A 21,426-nucleotide genomic window follows, 5' to 3' on the forward strand; every position below is an offset into this window, starting at 1 on the left:
TTGATGTCCCCGGTGCCAATGGCGCTCCGGTTGAAGAGTAGATGCGGCGATTTAAGGGCGGGTTAAGCAGAGGTTCGGGCAACCGTCTGAATTCCGTTAGGAATTTGTTAATCTGTTGTCCATTGCCAGCGTCGCGCAGCGCGACGGATGTGACAGGCTCCGCGCACCCGAAGCACCGTCGGCGTCCGAACGCTCGTGGCGAGCCCTCATTTGTGGCCTTGGCGTTTTTCTATCTCGTAGCTCAGCCACCGGCAGAACATACCCATGACCGACGCGGCGGCGCCGACAAGCAGGCAGACCACCAGCAGCGGGCTTTTTGAAGCGCTCGACCAACTCACTATGGCCAGCAGGACGACACTGGCGGTGGAAATCAGATAACCCACCCCCTTGAGCAAGTGCAGAGAAGCTGTCGTCATGCCTGAAACATCCTCCGCCTGTCCTATGGAACATTCATTTCGCCTTGGAGTTCCATTCAGAGCAAACCCGGACCCCACGACGCCGATGAAGCGCGCAGGGTGATCAATAAGGGTATGAAGGCCTTTGCCGCCAGGATGCGGATGCAGGCTAGCGGCCCAACCCGGGTCTCTTCATAATCCGCTCGAATTTCACATCCGGTTAGCCGGGATCACCAGCCTGCCGTAGCAAGGCGACGAGACACTCGCGCTTGATTCTTCGAGCAGGCGCACGGTTGCGGAGCGGAAGGCTCCGACTCGGCCCCGATTTCAATGGCGTCAGGCTATGCGAAAGCGCCCGGCCAGCGGCGCGCTCATTGGTCGTCGTCGTCGCCGGCGGCGGGCCGCCAGCTGGTCGGCTCGACCTTCTTTTGCGTGTGGCTGTCGATGTAGACCCACCAACCTTCGTCGCGGTATTGCGCGATGGATTCATTGAGGACGCCGTCGCTGTCCTTCCAGGTGACGGTGACCTTGGAGCCGTCGGTCGGCGCGGTCGATATCGGCTTTCTGTCCGCCATCTCATCCCCTTCTTCCAGCCGGTTGATCGCCACGAGGGCCATCAGCTGTGAGCGAAGATATCCTCTTCGTCCCAGCCCATCAGGTCAAGCTTGGCCCGCGTCGGGAGAAAGCGGAAACAGGCGTCCGCCTCCTTCGTGCGCCCCTCGCGCGCCAGCCGCCCGGCCAGCACATCGCGCAACCGATGCAGATAGAGCACGTCCGAGGCCGCGTATTCAAGCTGCTCGGGCGACAACGTTTCGGCCGCCCAATCCGACGATTGCTGCGCCTTGGACAGGCCGACGCCGAGAAGCTCGAAACAGATGTCCTTCAGCCCGTGCCGGTCGGTGTAGGTGCGCGTCAGCCGCGACGCGATCTTGGTGCAGAACACCGGTTCGGCCATCACGCCAAACGCATGGTAGAGCACAGCGAGGTCGAAGCGACCGTAGTGGAACAGCTTGGTCACGCTGTCGTTTCCCAGCAGCTTGACCAGGTTCGGTGCTTCCTTCTGCCCCGGCGCGATCTGGATGACATCGGCACTGCCGTCGCCAGGCGAAATCTGCACCACGCAGAGCCGGTCACGGTGGGGATTGAGGCCGAGCGTTTCCGTATCGATGGCCACCGCGGCGACATCGTAGCGGGAGAGGTCAGGCAGATCGTTTTTATGGAAGCGGATGTCGCTCATCGTCTTCTCCGGGTCGCGGCCTTCGGCGTCGCGCATCCATCGAAGAAGCGCACACGCGCTCCAACAAATTGCGCTGTCGACCCGTCCTCGCCGTGATCGGCGGAAAAATCAACAGAAAGTTGATTTTCCGCCGTCCAGGGTTGTCCGCCTTACCGTGTCAGCGCGTCCAGAATGCGCGCCCAGGAGCGCTGGCCCTTGTGGAAGGAGCTGAGTTCGTATTTCTCGTTGGGCGAGTGGATGCGGTCGTCGTCGAGGCCGAAGCCGACCAGCAGCGATTCCATGCCGAGATAGGTCTGGAAGTCGCCCACCACCGGAATGGAACCGCCGCTGCCGGTCGTCACCGCGGGCTTTGGCCATTCGTCCGAAAGCGCGGTCTTGGCCTTGGCCAGGAACGGCGAGTCGTAGGAAAGCTGGATTGCCGGTGAACCGCCATGAGCGTGGAATTCGACCGAGCAATCGGCCGGGATGCGCTCCTTGACGAATTTCTGGAAAGCCGCGCGGATTTTCTTCGGATCCTGCTTATGGACGAGGCGGAAAGACACCTTTGCCGAGGCTTCCGCGGCGATCACCGTCTTGAAACCCTTGCCGGTATAGCCGCCGATGATGCCGTTGAACTCGGCGGTGGGCCGCGCCCAGGTCAGTTCCAGTACCGAGCGGCCTTTTTCGCCCGACGGGATCGACAGGCCGACAGGTCCGAGGAAGGTCTCGGCCGTCTCGCCCAGCGTCTCCCATGATTTCAGCACCTGCGAAGGCGTTTCCTCGACACCGTCATAGAAGCCCGGAATGGTGATATGGCCGTCCTTGTCGTGGATGTCGGCCAGCACCTTGGCCAGGATGCGGATCGGGTTCGCGGCAGCGCCGCCATAGAGGCCCGAATGCAGGTCGCGGTCGGCGGCCTTAACCGTGATTTCCTCGCCGACCAGACCGCGCAGCCCGACGCAGATCGACGGCGTGTCGCGGTCCCACATGCTGGTATCGCAGACCAGCGCGAAGTCGGCCTTGAGCTCCTCGGCATTGGTCTCGAGGAACGGCTTCAGCGAGGGCGACCCCGATTCCTCCTCGCCTTCGAACAGGATGGTGACGCGGCACGGCAGACCACCATGCACTTGTTTCCAGGCACGGCATGCCTCGACGAACGTCATCAGCTGACCCTTGTCGTCGGCCGAGCCGCGCCCGGTGATGATTTTGTGACCAGGTGCAATCTCCTTGATCGCCGGGGCGAAGGGATCGTTTTCCCACAGCTCGATCGGGTCGACCGGCTGCACGTCATAATGGCCGTAGAACAGTACATGCGGCGCGCCCGCCGGCCCGTCGTGATGCGCAACCACCATTGGGTGCCCGCGCGTGTCGCGCACGCTGGCGTCGAAGCCGATCAGCTTGAGTTCCGCCGCCAGCCATTCCGCCGCCTTGCGGCAGTCGGTGGCATAGGCTGGATCAGTGGAGATCGACTTGATCCCGAGCAGGCCGAAGAGCCGTTCTAGGCTGTGGTCGAGGTTCTGGTCGAGACGGTCGAGGACAGGGAAAACTGCGGACATTTGCATAGCCTTTCGATTCAGTGCCGGAACCGTAAAGGCAGAGCGGCGAAACGAAAAGCCCGGGACGATTGGACCACGGCCCGGGACGGTCGCCGCGGGCAAAAAAATGCCGCCGTGGTGGAGGGGGAACCACGGCGGCCTTTTACTCGAAACGATGCGGCAGCCCGGAGAGGGGGGATAGGCTGCCGCAATTGTCCGGTATAGGCGGGGGACGGGCCTTGCTCCGGACTTCGGCGAAAACTGCCGATGAACTGTATTTGGGTCCCTGAACGTGGCGATTCAAGGGCACCAACGTTACACTTTTGTAACGTGCCCGTGAGCGGACTTGTATAACCCCCGATCTGTCGGGGTCCCGATCTGTCAGGGTGTTGACGGAACCTATATCTGGCGATGTCTTTGGCATGGACCAAGCCATCGCGCCGCGCTATCCCTGCCGGCATGAAACACGGCGATCATCTCTTCCTCATTGACGGCTCTGGCTACATCTTCCGGGCCTATCACGCACTGCCGCCGCTGACCCGCAAGTCCGACGGCCTGCCGGTCGGTGCCGTTTCCGGCTTCTGCAACATGCTTTGGAAGCTGATGCAGGATGCCCGCAACACCGATGTGGGCATTGTGCCGACGCATTTTGCCGTCATTTTCGACTATTCCTCGAAAACCTTCCGCAACGACCTCTATCCCGAATACAAGGCGAACCGTTCGGCGCCGCCCGAGGATCTGATCCCGCAATTCGGCCTGATCCGCCAGGCAACCAGGGCGTTCAACCTGCCTTGCGTCGAGATGGAAGGCTTCGAGGCCGACGATCTCATAGCCACTTACTGCCGGCTGGCCTGCGAGGCCGGTGGCGACACCACCATCATCTCCTCCGACAAGGATCTGATGCAGCTGGTTGGCGACACGGTCGGCATGTACGACCCGATGAAGGATCGCCAGATCGGCATCCCCGAAGTCGTCGAGAAATGGGGCGTGCCGCCGGAAAAGATGATCGACCTGCAGGCGCTGACCGGCGACTCCGTCGACAATGTGCCTGGAGTGCCCGGCATCGGGCCAAAGACCGCGGCGCAACTGCTCGAGCAGTTCGGCGATCTCGACGGATTGCTCGCCCGCGCCGGCGAGATCAAGCAGGAGAAAAGGCGGGAATCGATCATCGCCAACGCCGACAAGGCGCGCATCTCGCGCCAGTTGGTGACGCTGAAGAACGACGTGCCGGTGGCCGAGGGACTGGACGATTTCCTGCTGCATGCGCCCGACGGGCCGAAGCTGATCGGCTTCCTCAAGACCATGGAATTCACCTCGCTGACCCGCCGCGTCGCGGAAGCGACCGGCACCGAGGCCGGCGACGTCCAGGCCGTCGCTGTGACCGTCGAACGCGCCGATAACGCACATGGCCCCGACGTCGGTGCCGGAACACCGCCCGCTGCCCGAAACGGGGTGGGCTCCGAACCTGGCCAGGCTGCTGAAGCCGAGACGACGGAGAGGCCAAAACAGGGTGACACCCCTTCCCTCCTGGCCGCATTGCGGCTGGAGGGCGCGGCGACACGCAAGATCGATACCTCGGCCTATCAGTGCATCCGCGATATCGCGACGCTGAAAGCCTGGGTCGCCGAGGCGCGGGAGGCCGGTATCGCTGCCTTCGACGTCAGGGCGACGTCGACCGATCCGATGCAGGCCGAACTGATCGGCATGGCAATGGCCACGGCGCCCGGTCGCGCCGGCTACATTCCCTTCGCCCACAAGAGCGGCAATGGTGACTTGCTCGGCGGCGGCGCGCTCGAAAACCAGATACCGCTTCGCGAGGCACTGGCGGCGCTGAAACCTCTGCTTGAGGACAGGTCGGTGCTGAAGATCGCGCAGAACCTGAAATATGACCTGGTCATCATGAGCCGCTATGGCATCGATGTCGCGCCCTTCGACGACACCATGCTGATCTCCTACGTGCTCGACGCCGGCACTCCGCACGGCCACGGCATGGATGCCCTTGCCGACAAATGGCTTGGCCATAGGCCCCTTCAGCTCAAGGACGTGACCGGTTCCGGCAAAAGCTCTGTCGGTTTCGATCAGGTCGACATCGACAGGGCGACCGCTCACGCCGCCGAGGATGCCGACGTGACGTTGCGGCTGTGGCTGGTGCTGAAGCCCCGCCTTGCCGCCAAGGGCCTGGTCTCGGTCTATGAACGCCTGGAGCGGCCGCTGGTGCCGGTGCTGGCGCGCATGGAACAGCGCGGCATTTCGGTCGACCGGCAGATCCTGTCGCGGCTTTCGGGCGAGCTGGCGCAAGGTGCAGCCCGGCTCGAAGAGGAAATCTACCTGCTCATCGGCGAGCGCATCAACATCGGCTCGCCCAAGCAGCTCGGGGATATCCTGTTTGGCCGCATGGGCCTGCCCGGCGGCTCCAAGACCAAGACCGGCCAGTGGTCCACCTCGGCGCAGCTGCTCGAAGACCTTGCCGCCGAAGGTCACGAACTGCCGCGCAAAATCGTCGACTGGCGCCAGCTGACCAAGCTGAAATCGACCTACACCGATGCGCTGCCGGGCTTCGTCAATCCCGAAACCAAGCGCGTCCACACCTCCTACGCGCTGGCCGCGACGACGACCGGCCGGCTGTCGTCTTCCGACCCGAACCTGCAGAACATTCCGGTGCGCACGGCTGAAGGGCGCAAGATCAGGACCGCCTTCATCACCGACAAGAGCCACCGGCTGGTGTCAGCCGACTACAGCCAGATCGAACTGCGCGTGCTCGCCCATGTCGCCGAAATCCCGCAACTGCGGCAGGCCTTTGCGGATGGCGCTGACATCCACGCCATCACCGCGTCTGAAATGTTCAATGTGCCCGTGGAGGGCATGCCGTCGGAAGTGCGCCGCCGTGCCAAGGCGATCAATTTCGGCATCATCTATGGCATCTCGGCTTTCGGCCTCGCCAACCAGCTGTCGATCCCGCGCGAGGAGGCGAGCGCCTACATCAAGAAGTACTTCGAGCGCTTTCCCGGCATCCGCGACTATATCGAGGAGACCAAGGCCTATGCCCGCGAGCACGGCTTTGTCGAAACAATCTTCGGCCGCCGCATCCACTATCCCGACATCAGGTCGTCGAACCCGTCGCTACGGGCGTTCAACGAGCGCGCCTCGATCAACGCCCGCCTGCAAGGCACCGCCGCCGACATCATCCGCCGCGCCATGATCCGCATGGAGGAAGCCTTGGACAAGGCCAAGCTGTCCGCCCGCATGCTCCTGCAGGTGCATGACGAACTTATCTTCGAGACGGTCGAGGCGGAAGTCGAGGCGACGATCCCGGTCGTGCGTCATGTCATGGAAAACGCGGCGATGCCGGCGGTATCGATGTCGGTGCCGCTGCATGTCGACGCGCGGGCCGCCAACAATTGGGACGAGGCGCACTGACGCGCTAGAGCAATTTCAGGAAAAGTGTGTAGCGGTTTTCCCGGGAAAAGCGCTTAGAGCTTTCCCTTGGAAATTGCGTGAAAACAAAGAGTTAGAGCGGTTCAGCGATTCTATCAAACGCCGAACCGCTCTGGCGAATGCCCTCAGGCCGCTTGCGCCAAACACTTCGCGCACGTCCCGCGAAATTCGATCACCGCCTTCTTGGCGGCGAAGCCGGTCGAGTTGACCCATTCGTTCAGCCGGTGGTCGACGTCGTGGTCGGACATTTCGGTCACCTGCCCGCAGCTGTCGCAAATAGCGAAAGCGGTCATCGAGTGGCTGTGGTCGTGCGGCTCGGCGCAGGCGACGAAGGAGTTGATGCTTTCCAGCCGGTGCACGAAGCCCGACTTCACCAGCGTGTCGAGCGCGCGATAGACCTGTAGCGGCGCGCGAAAACCGCGCTCGCGCAGCTGGTCGAGCAAGGTGTAGGCGCTGAGCGGCCCGCTGGCGGTCTCGAGTTTCTCGAGCACGCACAACTGGTTTTTCGTCAGCACATCCCTTGCCGCCATGGTTCTGTTCCAACCTGCCCTGCGCCATCCATAGGCGGTTTGCTCGTGCAAACGGCCTGATCCCATTCAGATAGCGACGAACCGCCTTCTTTGCTACTCTTCTGTTGCTGTCCCGAGCCGATCGATGACGTGCCGGCACATTGGTGATGACAGGCTTTATGACGGAGCGACATTCAAAATACTGACAAAATCCTCGACGAGGATGGTCTCGCTTGGGAAATTCGATCGGGGCTTGGGGAGCAATATGATCAAATTGACACGCCGGACGCTGCTTGTCGGCGCGTCCGCGTTGATGACCGCCGGCACGGTTTCGTTCCGGGCACTTGCCGCGTCGCGCACCTACCATGCGCTGCTCGTCGCCTGCACCGAATATCCTGCCTTGCCGCAGAGAAACTGGCTGATCGGGCCGAAGAACGATGCCGGCCTGGTCCACGAATACCTGCTGAAAAACGTGCCCGATCCGGTGCGTTTCGCGCCGGAGAACGTCACGCTGCTGGCCAAGGATGTGCCCGGTGCCCAAGGCTTGCCGACCGATGCGGCGATCAAGACGGCACTGGCCGATCTCGCCGCCAAGGTTCAGCGTGACGACTTCGTCTACCTGCATCTGTCCGGCCACGGCGCCCAGCAGCCTGAGAGAGTAAAGGGCGACGAGACTGACGGTCTCGACGAGATTTTCCTGCCCGTCGATATCGAGAGGTGGATCAACAGGGATGCCGGCGTGCCGAACGCGCTGGTCGACAATGAAATCCGCGACGCGCTCGATTCCATCCGCGACAAGGGCGCCTTCGTCTGGGCGGTGTTCGACTGCTGCCATTCCGGCACCGCGACCCGCGCCGTCGATGTCGACGACGAGTTGGATCGCAAGGTCGAGTTCGCCGACCTGGTCGGTGGCGACGAGGCCACCAGGGCGGCGGCTATCAAGACCTATGAGGACACCGTCGCGAGCACCTCGCGCGGCCTTGACGAGAATGGCCAGCGCAAACCTGCCTTCAACCTGACACCGACTGGCGGCGAACCGATCACCAGGGGCAAACTGGTCGCCTTCTATGCCGCGCAGACGGTGGAGACGACACCGGAGATGCCGCTGCCCAAGGGCACGGTCGATGCGCCGCGCTTCGGCCTGTTCACCTTCACCATCCTGTCGAAGCTCGCCGAAAACCCCAACGTCACCTATCGGCAACTCGGCCAGGCCGTGCTTCAGCAATATTCGGCCGACAGCCGCACCCGGCCGACGCCGCTGTTCGAAGGCGAACTCGACGCGCGCGTGTTCGGCACCGACAGGACGGATGCGGTCATGCAGTGGCCCGTTATCGTCAAGAACGGCGAGGCGTCGATCGGCGCCGGCCTGCTGCATCGTCTCACCCCCGGCAGCAAGCTCGCCATCCTGCCGTCGGCGCTGTCGTCGCTGTCCCACGCGGTCGGCTATCTCGAAGTGGAATCGGCGAAGAACCTGGAGAGCCGCGTCAAGCCGGTCGAGTTCGACAAGAAGCCCGCGCTCGAGATGGCCGATATTCCCGTCAATGCCTATGCCCGCGTGGCGGAGATCGCCGTCGACTACAAGCTCGCCGTCGCACGGCCGGCCGCGACCAAGGGATTGGAGACCGAAACAGCACTCGTCAATTCGGTTCTCGACGACCTGTCCGCGGCCAGGGAGACCGGCTTCACCATCGAACTCGTCGATCCGGGCAAGAGCGCCGAGCTGCGCTTCGCGGTGATGCGCGAGAATGCCATTGCCAGCGCTGACAAGAACGCAACCGACAAGCCGGCCCTATGGTTCCTGCCGGCCTCGGGCGACGTGACCTTGAAGGATGGCGGCAGGCCGCCGCTGATCATCATCCACCCCGACGACCGACAGAAGCTCGTCGATGCGACGGCCAGGAATTTGCGTACCATCTTCCGCGCCACCGGGCTTTCCAGGCTGGCGGCGGCCTCCGACTACAAGCCCGAGGACGTCGACGTACAATTCCAGGTCAAGCGTCGCGACAAGGACGGGCTGGAGCCGCTGCAGGCCTCGGTGGTGCCGCGCGTTTCGCCTGGCGACGAGGTGCATGTGCTGGCCAAGAACAGCTCGGACCAGCTGGTCGACATCAATGTGCTCTATGTCGGCAGCGACTATTCGATCACCCACATCGTTGCCGAGCGGCTGGCGCCGCAGGCCACGCTCGAGGAGGGATTGCTTGCCTTCACCGACACCAGCTTCGGAATGGAGCGGATGATCGCGGTGCTGACCGAGGCGCCGCCGGAAAGCGAAAAGGAGGATCTGAGCTTCCTAGCGCAGGACGGTGTCGCGTCGATGACACGCGGAATAGGCCCCGCCAGCTTCTCCGACATGCTCGCCGATATCGGCATGGCGCCGTCGACCCGATCGGTGATGCGGCTTGCCGACAAAAGCGGCCCGAAGGGAGCGGTGATGATTTTCCCGATGGAGACGGTGCCGCGCGCCTGAGAATCCAGGCGCGGGTGTTCATTGCCGGGCCTTGCACTGCCGGCACGATGGGTGAAAACTTTGGCCGCCGCGTCGGGAGACGACACGGCCGGACGGAATGGATGGGGTGGTTCGTGAGCTATAGCGTATTTTCCTGGAGTGCCACGGCTGGCGGCATCGCCGCCAGCCTGCTGCTGGTTGCCGACGCGTCAGCGCAGGACGCCTGCGGCCTCTGCGCCAAGCAGGTGGTCATCAATTCGGAACTGGCGACCTGCTTTCTCGACCAGTACGACCAGATCGCCAAAGCCAAAAGCGACGCGATCGTCGTCGATCTCTCAGGCTGCGCCTCGCGAGGCATCGTCGAGGCCTTGCCGTCGCCGACCAAGGCGCCGGCGGAGCCGGACGTGCAGTTCATTGTTTCGCGCCCGCAGCTGGCGTGCCTGAAGAAGCAGCTTGAAGCGCCCGGCATCGTGCTCGATCCCTCCGCCATCATCGAACTGGACGGCTGCAAATGAAGAAGCCGGCGGGCACAACAAGGCAAACGGCACCTGTGGTGCCGGCAAAGGCGCCGGCTGCCACGCAGACGCTGCCGGAAACCACCGAAGGCTTCCCGTGGCCGAGCAGCCATGAGATCAAGAAGGAAAGCAACCCCTTCACCGACCGCGACTGGCGCATGCTGGTCTATGCCTGGTCTGGCATGCTGGTGCGCTTTGCCATCATCTTCACCTTGGCATTCTCGGTCTATCAGTTCCTGGCCAACCAGGAACAGAAGCGCGTCGAGCAGACCATGTCGCTGGTCGAGCTGTGGGAGACCAAGGACTACCAGCAGGCGCAGCGGGCGCTGAAAGACCGTCTCGCCACGCTCAACGCCAAATACGACAACCTGCTCAGCGCCAGCCCTTCGCCGACCGAGGAGCAGGTATTCCGGCAACGTATCGGTATCGAGGCGATGAGCGCATCCGGTGGCGACATGCCGCTCGCCGACTTCAGCGAGAATTTCGACCGCATCGTCTATTTCCTCAACCGGCTGTCCTTCTGCGTCGACGGCGACCTGTGTTCGCGCAAGGTGACCGACGCCTATTTCCGCGACTATGCCGTCTCTTTCTGGAGCTATTTTGCCGGCTACGTCGACAAGCAGCGCAAGGCCGGCTCGCCCACCTTCGCCGCGGCGATCGAGGCTTATGTGCGCAGTGGGCAACCGTCGGCTGAAGCCAAGTAACGATGACAAAGGTCGGGGTGAGCTTCCGTCTTATGCGTGGCTGCCTTTGGCTCGCCTCGTGCAAAAGAAGCACGCAGGAAGCGTCAGCATGAGAAAAGCGGCGGGAACATCCCGCGCTTTTCTTGCTTGCCGTGCAAACAGCCGGATTATTTATAGAGGCTGTTGATCCACTGGATGTTGGCGGCGTTCAGGCGCACGGCGGTGTTCGCGTCGGGGCTTTCCGCCACGTTGACGCCGGTGATGATGCGCTGCTTGGAGTTGTTGTCGTAGGCATAGACCGAGCTGCCGCTCGACCCCGGGAACGTATCGCAGTCATACTGGAAATATTCCGGAGCGATGTTTTCGGCATGCACCTCGCAGTTCGCCTTCCACATCGTGCCCATCGGCTTGTCGCCGGGGTAGCCGACGAGATTGGCGGTGAAGTCGCCGAGATCGTCATAGTTGGCATAGCCCAGCCAGCCCAGGTTGGTGCCGACATCCTGCTTCAGCGTGATGATGCCGAGATCCCACGGGATCACGGAGCCATAATAGCCCTGGTAGTTGTCGATGAAGCCCTGCAGCACATAGGCGCTTTCATAGGTGAAGGCGCCGAATGGGGCGTCGTCCGCCGTGCCGCCATTGAGGCCCGGCACGAACAGGTAGTCGGAGAGCCAGTCCTTGTCCTCGTGGCTGTAGAGGCAGTGCGCCGCGGTAAGCACCGTGCGCGGGCCGATCATCGTTGCCGAGCAGCTGCCATAGCCGGTCTTCGACTTGGCTTCGAGATAGCCGATTGCCGAGAACGGATAGGTCTTGGTGTTCTTGACCTGCTCGCGATCGTCGGTGCCGAAAACCTGACGGCCGGCTTCGCCTTCGCCAAGCCCTGGATCCTCGGTCTTGCGCGGACCACCCTCGGCGCCATTGGCCGGCGCATTCAGTTCCTTGATGATGAGCTCGCGCAGCGCTTCGCTCGGTTCGATCTTGATTTCCTTGCCATCGGCGGAACGTCCGACGATGCCATAGGATTTGACAGCTGTTTTCTCGTCGGTGATCGGCGCGGCGCGGCTGTCTTCGTCGGTCAGCGTCGGCGGCGCGATCGGCTTGGCCCGCCCGGGCTTGTAGTCGCCCGAAGTCACGTCCCGCATGCTTTCACCATTGCCGGCACTGGCGGAGCCAGGATCGGCGGCGAAAGCAGAGGCTGCCAGCATTGCGGTGGAAAGCAATGCGGACGCAATCATGAAGTTTGTCAGTTTTATCATGGTGAGACTCTCCCAAAAGTCAGCAAGGCCTGGATCAAAATACAGAAATATTGTCGAGATCGTGGTGGTGCTGAAAAATCGGTAAAGGCTATCGGCGAACGCACCGGGATCGTTGTTTGCCTCGGTCAATCTAAAGCCTCCGCCAAAGACCCTGCCACGACATACTGCCTAAAATAATCCAAGATTGGCAATGATAAATCGCTTCCACGTAGCCCGTGGGGGCTATAGAGTTTGTGCGAGTACTACTCGCGGGCATGGTTAGCAAAAGTGGGATTCGGTTTTGTGACCGATCGCTCGCCGTTCGATACGGCGCGTGTCCGGATCGCCGAACCGGCGGCCACCCTCTTTGCACAATGCCGGCGTCGATCCGCGCGGGAGAATTGTCTCAGGAGGGGTTCAGGTGCACATTACAAATCGGTTCGGGCAATTCGTTGCCGCATCGCTGCTTGGCATCGCCACTGCCGTTGCATTCATCAACATCGGCCAGGCGGACGAGGGCGCCGTCAGGCCGGAGGCAGCGGTTTCGCCGATGCAGCGGGTGACCAATGCCAGGGCCAAGGCAGCGGCCGAGAATCCCGACGGCACCGACCGCGTCTATGGCGGCAATCAGGCTGAAAAGGGCGCCTATCCTTTCCAGGTCGCCCTCCTCACCACCGCCAGGCTAGACGAGAACCCGGCCTCTCAGGCCAACGCGCAATTCTGCGGCGGCAGCCTGATCGCCCCGCAATGGGTGCTGACGGCGGCGCACTGCCTCAACGACAATGGTGAGCCGATCTCGCCCGATTCCGTCACCGTGCTGACCGGCGCCACGGATCTCAGCGAAGGCAAGCGCCACAAGGTCGTCGAAGTCATTGTCAATGAGGGCTACAGCGAACAGACGCTCGACAACGATCTCGGCCTGCTCCGGCTCGCCGACCCGGCCGATGCGCCGACCATCAAGCTTGCCCATGAGCCGACGCCCGACACCGGCAAGACGACCGTGACCGGCTGGGGCAAGATGCAGGACGGCACCTTCCCGACCATGCTGATGGTAGCCGATCTCGACCTGCAGCCGAACGGGGCCTGCAACAGCGGCATCAAGGCCATCTATGCGCATGATCTGAAAGCGGCTCTCGGAGACCTGTCGCACCGCATGCGCTATTCGGAAAAGGGCATCGATGCCGCGGCCGATGCGATTGCGGCCGACATGACGGACCCACTGACCGGCAACATGATCTGCGCCGGCACCACCAGCGGTGTGCGTGACGCCTGCAATGGCGACAGCGGCGGACCGCTGTTCATGACCGGCGCCGGCGGCCCCGTCCAGGTCGGCGTCGTCAGTTGGGGCGAAGGCCCGGCTGATGGCAGCGCCGCCTGCGGCCACAAGGACGCCTATGGCATCTACACGCGGCTGGCCAACTACACCGGCTGGATCGAGGCCAGGATGAAGACACAGGCCCCAGCACCCGAAAAGCCCAAGGCCGGGCTCGGCAACGCCCAGAAGCCAAAATCGCCCTGACGCGACCGCTTCGGATTGCCATGGAAAACGGCGGGAATTCCCGCCGTTTTGTCTGCCGGCTTGCGAGGCGGACTATTTCCTCGGCGGACCTTTGCGCTCGGCGGAGGCCGCCCACAGATTGATGTCGGACTCGCGCGCGTACGTCTCGATCTCAGCCAGTTCGGCATCGCTGAAATCGAGCACCTTGAGCGCGCCGACGCAGTCCTCGACCTGCTCGGGCCGGCTGGCGCCGATCAGCGCCGAAGTAACCCGGCCCCTGCGCAGCACCCAGGCCAGCGCCATCTGCGCCAGCGTCTGGCCGCGCTTGCCGGCGATCGCGTTGAGCGCCTTGATGTTGGCGATGGTGCGGTCGTTGATGAAGGCAGTCTTCAGCGACTTGCCTTGGGACGCCCGGCTGCCATCGGGAATGCCGCCGAGATATTTATCGGTCAACATGCCTTGCGCCAGCGGCGAGAACACGATGGAGCCGACGCCGAGCCCTTCGAGTGTATCGAGAAGGCCGTCTTCCTCGACCCAACGGTTCAACATCGAATAGCTCGGCTGGTGGATGACGCAGGGCGTGCCCAATTGCCTCAGTATGTGGGCGGCCTCGCGGGTGCGCTGCGAATTGTAGGACGAGATGCCAGCATAGAGTGCCTTGCCCGAACGCACCGCATGGTCGAGCGCGCCCATGGTTTCTTCGAGCGGCGTGTCGGGATCGAAGCGGTGCGAATAGAAGATGTCGACATAGTCGAGGCCCATCCGCCTCAGGCTCTGGTCGAGACTGGCAAGCATGTATTTGCGCCCGCCCCATTCACCGTAGGGACCCGCCCACATTTCATAGCCGGCCTTGGTCGAGATGATCAGTTCGTCGCGATAGGCGGAAAAATCGGTGCGCAGGATCTCGCCGAAAGCCGTCTCGGCCGAGCCGGGGGGCGGCCCATAATTGTTGGCCAAGTCGAAATGGGTGATGCCGAGGTCGAAGGCCTTGCGCACAATCGCCTGCTTGGCCCGATGCGGCGTGTCGTCGCCGAAATTGTGCCACAGCCCGAGCGAGATCGCCGGCAGCTTGAGGCCGGACCGACCGCAACGGTTGTAGATCATTTTTTCGTAGCGGTTCTCAGCGGCGACATAGGGCATGGGAAATCCTCGAATCTGAACGGACAGGGCACCGTCATCACAGAGGCGACGAGCATGCCCGTACCCATCCTTTATCCCCTCCCCGGAGGAACGGGGAGAGGGGCAAGCAAAATTATCGATAATCCGCGACCTATTTCTTCTTTGCCAGAAGATCCTTGGCTTGCTTGACGCCAAGCGCGGCCGGGCGCTCGCATGTGGTTTGCATGGCGACGAACTTGCCGGTTTCGCCCGAACGCAGGAGGCCGGTCATGACATCGACGGCATGCAGCGCGAGTTCCATCGAACAGCGGTGCGGCCGGCCTTCAGCGATCGCCAGCGCCATGTCGGCGAGGCCTGATGTGCGGTAATTGGCCATCATGCCCTGGCCGTGCATCTCATTGGGGATGCCGAGCGGGTGCTTCCATTTCGGCAGCTTCTTGACCGGCTTGCCTTCTTCGGTGAAGCGCACGTCGCCACCGAAGAAGTTCGGATCCGGCACGAACACGGTCCCGGCCTCACCATAGAGTTCCATCGGCGCGTGGCCGTGAGCCCAGACGTCCCAGCTGGTGTTCAGCGTCACCACGGCGCCGTTCTCGAATTCGAGCAGGCCGTGAATGGTGGTCGGCGTGTTGACCGGGATTTTTTCACCCGCGCGAGGCTTTGAGCTGATGGTCCGCTCCTTGGCCGGAGTCGTCGCGAAAGCCGCCACCTGCTTCACCGGCCCGATCAGCTGGATCAGATTGGTGATGTAATACGGCCCGATGTCGAGCACCGGCCCGGCGCCCGGCTGGAAGAAGAAATCGGGATTGGGATGCCAGTGTTCCATGCCGTGGCCCATGACGTGGCAGGTGCCGCTGGTGATCCTGCCGAGCTTTCCCTCGTCGATCAGTTCACGCACCAGCTGGTGCGCGCCGCCCAGGAACGTGTCCGGCGCCGAACCGATGCGCAGCCCCTTCTTCTCGGCCCGCGCCTTGAGGTCCTGGCCTTCCCTAAGCGACAGCACGAACGGCTTTTCCGAATAGACATGCTTGCCGGCATCGAGCACCTGCTTCGACACCTCGTAATGCACGGCCGGAATGGTCAGGTTGACGATGATGTCGATGTCGTCGGCCTTGAGCAGATCCTCGACGGTCTCGGCGCGGAGCTTGAATTCCTTCGCCCGCGCCCTGGCCACATCCATGTTGATGTCGGCGCAGGCACGCATCTCGATGCCGCGAAACAGCGGCGCTAGCGAAAAATAGGCCTTCGAGATGTTGCCGCAGCCGATAACGCCAATACCCAGTTTCTTTGCCATGGTGGTTGTTCCTAGTAGCTCTTGACGGTTGCGATCGAGCGGCGGGCGAAGCGCTCGATGTCATTGGGATTGTCCTGTTCCATGACAAAGTATTTTGCCGCGCTCTTGGCCCGCAACACCTTGATCAGGCCGGCCCAGTCGATTGTGCCATGCCCGACATCCGACCAGCCATCCTCATCCAGCCCCTCGCCAGGCTTCGCCATATCCTTGACATGGACGGCGACGATGCGCTGGCCGTGCTTCTCGATCCAGGGCAGCGGGTCGGCGCCGCCGCGCACCACCCAGGCAACGTCCATTTCCCAGCCAATATTGGGGGCGGACGACAGGATATGGTCCTGCGGCAGCGAGCCGTCGGCGAGCGTCTTGAATTCGAAATCATGGTTGTGCCAGGCAAAGCCATAGCCGGCCTTCGAGGCCACCTCGCCGACCTTGGCCAGACGCTCGCCGAAGGCGCGCCAGCCGGCGGCGTCGGATGGCCTGTCCTCGGCCATCAGATAGGGGCAGATCAAAAGCTTGACGCCGAGCGTTTCGGCGATCCTGCGCACGCCGTCGAAATCCTTCTCCAGCGCATCGATGGAAAAATGCCCGGTCGGCATCGAAAGGCCGTTCTTGTCGAGTTCGGCGCGGAAGGCCTTGGGATCGTCATAGACGCCGCCGAAGCCTTCGACCTCGGCGTAACCGAGCTTGCCGAGCATTTCGAGCACATCGGTCCAGGGCAAGAAATTGCGAGCGCTGTAAAGTTGGAATGACCAGTTCATCGTCTCTGTCCGTTCTGCTTGGGATTGTTTTTGGGAGGATGGTTTTCTTGGGAGCTACATGCGGTTTCCGGATGGGGTGTCGAACAGCGAGGCGCGGGCGGGATCGAAACCGATTCGGATCGGATCGCCATTGCGCAGCGTTTTTTCCGCTTCGACACGGAAGGAAAAAATGCGGCCGCCGAGCTTCGTCCATACCAGCGTATCGGAGCCCATGGGCTCGACGATTTCGACGGCGGCATCGGTGGCAAAGGGCATGGAATTCGCGGCCTCGCCAAAGGCAACGTGCTCGGGCCGGATCCCGAACACGCAAGGCCCGCTCTTGTCGCCGGTGCCGTCGAAGCTGTAGCGATCGAGCGGTATGGTCAAATCCCCGGTCTTGAACACTGCCGTCGTGCCGGTCTCCAACTGCCCCTCGACAAAGTTCATCGCCGGTGAGCCGAGGAACCCGGCAACGAACCGGTTGACCGGACGGTTGTAGATGGTTTGCGGCGCGTCGAGCTGCTGGATGACACCGCCCTTCATCACCGCTATGCGATCGGCCAGCGTCATCGCCTCGATCTGGTCATGGGTGACGTAGATCATCGTGTTCTGCAATTTCCGGTGCAGAAGCTTGATCTCGACGCGCAGCTCCGAGCGCAGCTTGGCGTCGAGATTGGACAGCGGTTCGTCGAACAGGAAGACGTCGACATCGCGCACCAGCGCCCGCCCGATGGCTACGCGCTGGCGCTGGCCGCCGGAGAGTGCGGCTGGCTTGCGCTGCAAAAGCGGCTCGATCTGCAGGATCTCGGCGGCCCGCGCGATGCGCTTGGCGATCTCGTCCTTGGCGATGCCGGCGACGCGCAGCCCGAAGGACAGGTTCTTCTCCACCGTCATCTGGGGATAGAGCGCGTAGGACTGGAAGACCATGCCGATGCCGCGGTCCTTGGGCTCTTCCCAGGTGACGTTCTTGCCCTTGATGAAGATGCGGCCTTCGGAAATGTCGAGCAGGCCGGCGATGCAGTTGAGCAAGGTCGACTTGCCGCAGCCGGAGGGCCCGAGCAACACGATGAACTCGCCTTCTGCGACATCGAGGTTGAGCGTCTGCAGCACCGAGATGGCGCCGAAGTTCAGCGACAGATCCTGGATCGAAACACTGGTACCGTTCGCCGCCATCGCCATCACCCTTTCACCGCGCCGGCGGCGATGCCGCGCACGAACAATTTGCCGGAAATGAAATAGACGATCAGCGGCACCAGCCCGGTCAGGATGGTGGCGGCCATGTTGACGTTGTATTCTTTCACGCCTTGCACCGAGTTGACGATGTTGTTGAGCTGCACCGTCATCGGATAGGTGTCGGGGCGGGTGTAGACGACGCCGAACAGGAAGTCGTTCCAGATGCCTGTCACCTGCAAGATGATGGCGACGACGAAGATCGGCAGCGACATCGGCAGCATGATGCGCAGATAGATGCCCCAGAAGCCGGCACCGTCGACGCGCGCCGCCCGGAACAGCTCTTCCGGCATGGAGGTGAAATAATTGCGGAACAGAAGCGTCAGGATCGGCATGCCGAAGATGGAGTGCACGATCACCAGGCCGGTAAGGCTGCCATAGAGGCCGATCTCGCGCAGGATGATGACTATGGGATAGATCATCACCTGATAGGGAATGAAGGCGCCGACGATCAGGATGACGAAGAACGTGTCGGCGCCCTTGAAGCGCCAGTTGGCCAGCGCATAGCCGTTCACCGAAGCGATGGCGATCGACAGGATCACCGAAGGAACGGTGATGCGCACCGAGTTCCAGAAACCACGCGAAAGCCCATCGCAATTCAGGCCGGTGCAGGCCTGCGACCACGCCTTGACCCAGGGCTCGAAGGTGATCTCGAGCGGCGGCGAGAAAATGTTGCCGAGACGGATCTCCGGCATACCCTTGAGCGAGGTGACGACCATCACATAGAGCGGCAGAAGGTAGTAGAGCGCGACCACCACAAGCGTGCCGTAGAGGAAAATGTTGCGGCGCGAGAACATGTGCCGCGGCTTTGGCCCGCTCGGGCCGGCGGCATCATCCCGCCAGTTTGACGACGTGGCGGACAAGGCGACGGCATGGTCAGACACGCTTGCGGCCTCCGAATTCGAGATAGGCCCACGGCACGATGACGATCATCACCGACAGCAGCATCATGGTCGAGGCGGCAAAACCCTGGCCGAGGTTCTGGGCGAAGAACATGTAGTCGTAGACATATTTGGCCGGCACTTCGGAGGCGATGCCCGGCCCGCCGCTGGTCTGCGCGACAACGAGATCGTAGACCTTCACGATGCCTGACGCGATGATCACCAGCGTGGTGATGAACACCGGCCGCATCATCGGGATGATGATGAACAGATAGGTCTTCCACATGGGTATCCCGTCCACCCGTGCGGCCTTCCAGATGTCCTCGTCGATCCCGCGCAGGCCCGCCAGCATCAGGCACATGATCAGCCCCGTGCCTTGCCAGAGCGCCGCGATCGATATGCCATAGATGACGATGCTGGAATTGTAGAGCGGATTGAAGTCGAAGCTGGTCCAGCCGAGGCTTCGTACCACGCCCTGGACGCCGAAATCCGGATTGAGCAGCCATTGCCAGACAAGGCCGGTGACGATGAAGGAGAGTGCGAAGGGGTAGAGAAAGATGGTGCGGAACGTGTCCTCGAAACGGATCTTCTGGTCGAGCAGGGCAGCCAGCAGAAACCCGATCACCAGCGAGAACACCAGTGAGATCACGCCGTAGATCAGAAGGTTCTCGATCGAGATCAGCCAGCGCGGCGTCGCCCACAGCCGGTAATACTGGTCGAGCCCGACGAAATTCAGCCGCGGCAGGAGCTTCGAATTGGTGAAGGAATAGAGCACCGTCCATGCGGTGCCGCCGACAAAGACCACCATTGCGGTGAGGATCATCGGGATCGAAGCGACCTTCGCATTGAGATTGCGGAAGAGTTGGCTCGGGCGTTCGCTCTTGCTCATCGGTACAGTCGTGCTGGATCGGATAAGGGCAGAAAGTCAGGCACGCCTGGGCTCCCGGCCCTGCCTGACAAGGTCGGGAGCGAGGCGGCTCACCAGTCGTCAGTCAGCCGAAGCGATGATGTCGGCGAAGCGCTTCTGCGCATCTTCGAGGCTCATGTCCGGCTTGGCGAAGAATTCGGAGAAAAGGTCCTCCTTCTGCTTCTGGCTGTCCTGCGAGAGCAGCTGGTCCGTCCATGGGATGACCGCGCCCTTGGCCAGGATGGCGAGGCCCTTCTTCATGCAGTCATTGGCCGCGTTGAGGTCGACGTCGCCGCGCACCGGCAGCGAACCCTTCTTGAGGTTGAAGGCAACCTGGGTCTTGGGATCGAGCAGCGTTTCGGCCAGCACTTCCTGCGCCTTGGCCTTGTCGGCATCCTTGAGCAGCGGGAAGTAGAAGGCGTCGCCGCCCGTGGCGATGACCTCGTTCAGGCCAAGACCGGGAAGGCAGGTATAGTCCTTGCCGGCGGTCTTGCCGGCGACCTGGAACTCGCCTTGAGCCCAGTCGCCCATGATCTGGCCGCCAGCCTTGCCGGTGATGACCATGTTGGTGGCCTGGTTCCAGTCCTGCACATTGGTGTTCTTGGCCATCTTGCGCGCGTCGTCCGCGGCCTTGAAGACCTTGGCGACTTCGGGACCGGCGGCGAACTTGGCGTCCTTGTCCTTGTAGACCTTGAGGAAGGCGTCGGTTCCACCGACCGCGGCAAGCAGCACGTCGAAGGCGCCCGATGCCTGCCAGGCCTGCCCGCCGACCGCGAGCGGCACGATGCCTGCCTTCTCCAGCGCCGGGGCCGCGGCCACATACTCATTCCAGTTCTTCGGCACCGGAACGCCGGCCTTCTCGAAGGCCGCGTTCGACAGCCACAGCCACTGCCAGGAATGGATGTTGACCGGCACGCAATAGATCTTGCCGTCGATCGTGCACGAGTCGAGCAGGCTCTTGGGCCGTACCACCTCCGTCCACTTGCCCTTGGTGGCGACATCGGTGAGGTCGCGCATCAGGCCGGCCTGCACCAGCTCTTCCGCTTGCCGGCCATGATTGAATTGGGTGGCCCCCATCGGATCGCCGCCGGTGATGCGGCTGATCATGATCGGCCGCGCCGTGCCGCCGGATCCGGCGATGGCGCCGTCGATCCAGTGATTGCCTGTGGCGTCGAATGCCTTGGCGAGTTCGGCGACCGCTGCCGCCTCACCGCCGGAAGTCCACCAATGGGTGACTTCCAGATCGGTCGCGGCCGCCGGCCCGGCGAAGTTGAGCGCAACCGTCGCTGCAAACGCAGCGGTCAGGAATTTATATCGCATTTCGGCTTCCTCCCAGAAATCTGAAACGTTACAGATTTTCGATACGGCAATTGAAGACTATGCGCAACCCCCTCCGGCAAGAGTCGGTTTGATATTTTTCGAGCCGCGAACAAAATCGTTCGTTGCGGCCTTATTGTGCGACGCAATAAGCAAGGGTGCGCCGCACAATGAGCAAAAGCAGCAAGAAACTTGCTAGGGCGTAGTGACGATTTAACGGGTTGGGATTCCCAAGGAAGGGCAAATCAGATTCAACGCTGATTTTTGGAGGTCAGCGATGGACTGCGATGCGCTTCGAGAGGATCAGTGGGAACGGATCAAGNGCTTTGTGCCTGGCGGTACGAAGGGCAAGCGCGGCCCGCGCACCGACAACCGGAAGTTCCTCGATGCCCTGCTGTGGATGGCCCGCTCGGGTGGGCGCTGGCGTGATCTACCCGAGCGGCTCGGCGACTATCGATCCGTGAAGCGGCGCTA

19 protein-coding genes are annotated in these 21,426 nt (G+C 62.3%); 6 read left to right on the forward strand and 13 right to left on the reverse strand.

Annotated elements, in window-relative coordinates; all coding sequences use genetic code 11:
• Positions 1-206: 206 nt before the first annotated feature.
• The 4 genes from M653_RS1000000136630 to M653_RS0109100 all read right to left on the reverse strand — a co-directional run bounded on the left by M653_RS1000000136630 (position 207) and on the right by M653_RS0109100 (position 3,173).
• A complete protein-coding gene (locus M653_RS1000000136630) occupies positions 207-416 on the reverse strand; it encodes a hypothetical protein (protein WP_027143066.1) in 210 nt (69 codons plus the stop codon).
• Positions 417-766: 350 nt separating this feature from the next.
• Positions 767-970, reverse strand: a complete 204-nt coding sequence (locus M653_RS0109090) for a hypothetical protein (protein WP_027143067.1) — start codon at positions 968-970, stop codon at positions 767-769.
• A 41-nt stretch (positions 971-1,011) separates the two neighbouring features.
• Entirely contained in the window at positions 1,012-1,632 is a 621-nt protein-coding gene (locus tag M653_RS0109095; RefSeq protein WP_027143068.1) for a ribonuclease D, read from the reverse strand.
• A 149-nt stretch (positions 1,633-1,781) separates the two neighbouring features.
• Positions 1,782-3,173 carry a M20/M25/M40 family metallo-hydrolase gene (locus M653_RS0109100; RefSeq protein WP_027143069.1) on the reverse strand — a complete coding sequence of 464 codons (1,392 nt, stop codon included), beginning with the start codon at positions 3,171-3,173 and terminating at the stop codon, positions 1,782-1,784.
• 432 nt (positions 3,174-3,605) lie between these two features.
• Here M653_RS0109100 and polA point away from each other — a divergent pair, with 432 nt between their 5' ends.
• Complete coding sequence (gene polA / locus M653_RS0109105) at positions 3,606-6,563, forward strand: DNA polymerase I (RefSeq protein WP_027143070.1); 2,958 nt, start codon at positions 3,606-3,608, stop codon at positions 6,561-6,563.
• A gap of 143 nt (positions 6,564-6,706) precedes the next feature.
• Here polA and M653_RS0109110 read toward each other — a convergent pair whose 3' ends face one another.
• Positions 6,707-7,111, reverse strand: coding sequence for a Fur family transcriptional regulator (locus M653_RS0109110; protein WP_027143071.1), 405 nt, complete (start codon positions 7,109-7,111; stop codon positions 6,707-6,709).
• A gap of 244 nt (positions 7,112-7,355) precedes the next feature.
• On the opposite strand from M653_RS0109110, the gene M653_RS0109115 reads away from it, so the two are divergent.
• From M653_RS0109115 to M653_RS0109125, 3 genes are all read left to right on the forward strand, one after another.
• A complete protein-coding gene (locus tag M653_RS0109115) occupies positions 7,356-9,557 on the forward strand; it encodes a caspase family protein (RefSeq protein ID WP_245262085.1) in 2,202 nt (733 codons plus the stop codon).
• Between the two features lie 113 nt (positions 9,558-9,670).
• The gene (locus M653_RS0109120; RefSeq protein WP_156938170.1) at positions 9,671-10,051 is read left to right on the forward strand and encodes a hypothetical protein; all 381 of its coding nucleotides are present in this window, start codon (positions 9,671-9,673) and stop codon (positions 10,049-10,051) included.
• Positions 10,048-10,755 (forward strand): hypothetical protein, encoded by a 708-nt coding sequence (locus M653_RS0109125; RefSeq protein WP_027143074.1) that lies wholly within the window; start codon positions 10,048-10,050, stop codon positions 10,753-10,755. The genes M653_RS0109120 and M653_RS0109125 overlap by 4 nt, the downstream gene beginning before the upstream one ends.
• A gap of 146 nt (positions 10,756-10,901) precedes the next feature.
• Here the strand turns inward: M653_RS0109125 and M653_RS0109130 are convergent, their stop codons facing one another.
• The gene (locus M653_RS0109130) at positions 10,902-11,990 is read right to left on the reverse strand and encodes a serine protease (RefSeq protein WP_027143075.1); all 1,089 of its coding nucleotides are present in this window, start codon (positions 11,988-11,990) and stop codon (positions 10,902-10,904) included.
• A 400-nt stretch (positions 11,991-12,390) separates the two neighbouring features.
• Here M653_RS0109130 and M653_RS0109135 point away from each other — a divergent pair, with 400 nt between their 5' ends.
• Positions 12,391-13,488, forward strand: a complete 1,098-nt coding sequence (locus tag M653_RS0109135; protein ID WP_027143076.1) for a trypsin-like serine protease — start codon at positions 12,391-12,393, stop codon at positions 13,486-13,488.
• A 72-nt stretch (positions 13,489-13,560) separates the two neighbouring features.
• Here M653_RS0109135 and mgrA read toward each other — a convergent pair whose 3' ends face one another.
• From mgrA to M653_RS0109170, 7 genes are all read right to left on the reverse strand, one after another.
• Positions 13,561-14,607 (reverse strand): L-glyceraldehyde 3-phosphate reductase, encoded by a 1,047-nt coding sequence (mgrA, locus tag M653_RS0109140; RefSeq protein ID WP_027143077.1) that lies wholly within the window; start codon positions 14,605-14,607, stop codon positions 13,561-13,563.
• Between the two features lie 130 nt (positions 14,608-14,737).
• Complete coding sequence (locus tag M653_RS0109145) at positions 14,738-15,880, reverse strand: Gfo/Idh/MocA family oxidoreductase (protein ID WP_027143078.1); 1,143 nt, start codon at positions 15,878-15,880, stop codon at positions 14,738-14,740.
• 11 nt (positions 15,881-15,891) lie between these two features.
• A complete protein-coding gene (locus tag M653_RS0109150) occupies positions 15,892-16,638 on the reverse strand; it encodes a sugar phosphate isomerase/epimerase (protein WP_027143079.1) in 747 nt (248 codons plus the stop codon).
• Between the two features lie 54 nt (positions 16,639-16,692).
• Positions 16,693-17,790, reverse strand: a complete 1,098-nt coding sequence (locus M653_RS0109155; RefSeq protein ID WP_084636552.1) for an ABC transporter ATP-binding protein — start codon at positions 17,788-17,790, stop codon at positions 16,693-16,695.
• A 5-nt stretch (positions 17,791-17,795) separates the two neighbouring features.
• Positions 17,796-18,731, reverse strand: coding sequence for a carbohydrate ABC transporter permease (locus tag M653_RS0109160; protein ID WP_027143081.1), 936 nt, complete (start codon positions 18,729-18,731; stop codon positions 17,796-17,798).
• Complete coding sequence (locus M653_RS0109165) at positions 18,724-19,617, reverse strand: sugar ABC transporter permease (protein WP_015315676.1); 894 nt, start codon at positions 19,615-19,617, stop codon at positions 18,724-18,726. Before M653_RS0109165 ends, M653_RS0109160 begins: the two co-directional genes overlap by 8 nt.
• Positions 19,618-19,716: 99 nt before the next feature.
• On the reverse strand, positions 19,717-20,955 hold the full coding sequence (locus tag M653_RS0109170; RefSeq protein ID WP_027143082.1) for an ABC transporter substrate-binding protein: 1,239 nt from the start codon (positions 20,953-20,955) through the stop codon (positions 19,717-19,719).
• Positions 20,956-21,229: 274 nt separating this feature from the next.
• Between M653_RS0109170 and M653_RS0109175 the strand changes: the two genes are divergently transcribed.
• The coding region (locus tag M653_RS0109175; RefSeq protein ID WP_027143083.1) for a transposase at positions 21,230-21,426 on the forward strand (197 nt) is incomplete at its 3' end.

Origin of the sequence: Mesorhizobium sp. WSM3626, from assembly GCF_000513935.1 — a bacterium.
Lineage (GTDB): Bacteria > Pseudomonadota > Alphaproteobacteria > Rhizobiales > Rhizobiaceae > Mesorhizobium > Mesorhizobium salmacidum.

Bases quoted from the DNA above. Each gene is read 5' to 3' on its own strand.
- M653_RS1000000136630 (WP_027143066.1), bottom strand. From the start codon at position 416: ATGACGACAGCTTCTCTGCACTTGCTCAAGGGGGTGGGTTATCTGATT.
- M653_RS0109090 (WP_027143067.1), bottom strand. From the start codon at position 970: ATGGCGGACAGAAAGCCGATATCGACCGCGCCGACCGACGGCTCCAAG.
- M653_RS0109095 (WP_027143068.1), bottom strand. From the start codon at position 1,632: ATGAGCGACATCCGCTTCCATAAAAACGATCTGCCTGACCTCTCCCGC.
- M653_RS0109100 (WP_027143069.1), bottom strand. From the start codon at position 3,173: ATGCAAATGTCCGCAGTTTTCCCTGTCCTCGACCGTCTCGACCAGAAC.
- polA (WP_027143070.1), top strand. From the start codon at position 3,606: ATGAAACACGGCGATCATCTCTTCCTCATTGACGGCTCTGGCTACATC.
- M653_RS0109110 (WP_027143071.1), bottom strand. From the start codon at position 7,111: ATGGCGGCAAGGGATGTGCTGACGAAAAACCAGTTGTGCGTGCTCGAG.
- M653_RS0109115 (WP_245262085.1), top strand. From the start codon at position 7,356: ATGATCAAATTGACACGCCGGACGCTGCTTGTCGGCGCGTCCGCGTTG.
- M653_RS0109125 (WP_027143074.1), top strand. From the start codon at position 10,048: ATGAAGAAGCCGGCGGGCACAACAAGGCAAACGGCACCTGTGGTGCCG.
- M653_RS0109130 (WP_027143075.1), bottom strand. From the start codon at position 11,990: ATGATAAAACTGACAAACTTCATGATTGCGTCCGCATTGCTTTCCACC.
- mgrA (WP_027143077.1), bottom strand. From the start codon at position 14,607: ATGCCCTATGTCGCCGCTGAGAACCGCTACGAAAAAATGATCTACAAC.
- M653_RS0109145 (WP_027143078.1), bottom strand. From the start codon at position 15,880: ATGGCAAAGAAACTGGGTATTGGCGTTATCGGCTGCGGCAACATCTCG.
- M653_RS0109150 (WP_027143079.1), bottom strand. From the start codon at position 16,638: ATGAACTGGTCATTCCAACTTTACAGCGCTCGCAATTTCTTGCCCTGG.
- M653_RS0109155 (WP_084636552.1), bottom strand. From the start codon at position 17,790: ATGGCGGCGAACGGTACCAGTGTTTCGATCCAGGATCTGTCGCTGAAC.
- M653_RS0109165 (WP_015315676.1), bottom strand. From the start codon at position 19,617: ATGAGCAAGAGCGAACGCCCGAGCCAACTCTTCCGCAATCTCAATGCG.
- M653_RS0109170 (WP_027143082.1), bottom strand. From the start codon at position 20,955: ATGCGATATAAATTCCTGACCGCTGCGTTTGCAGCGACGGTTGCGCTC.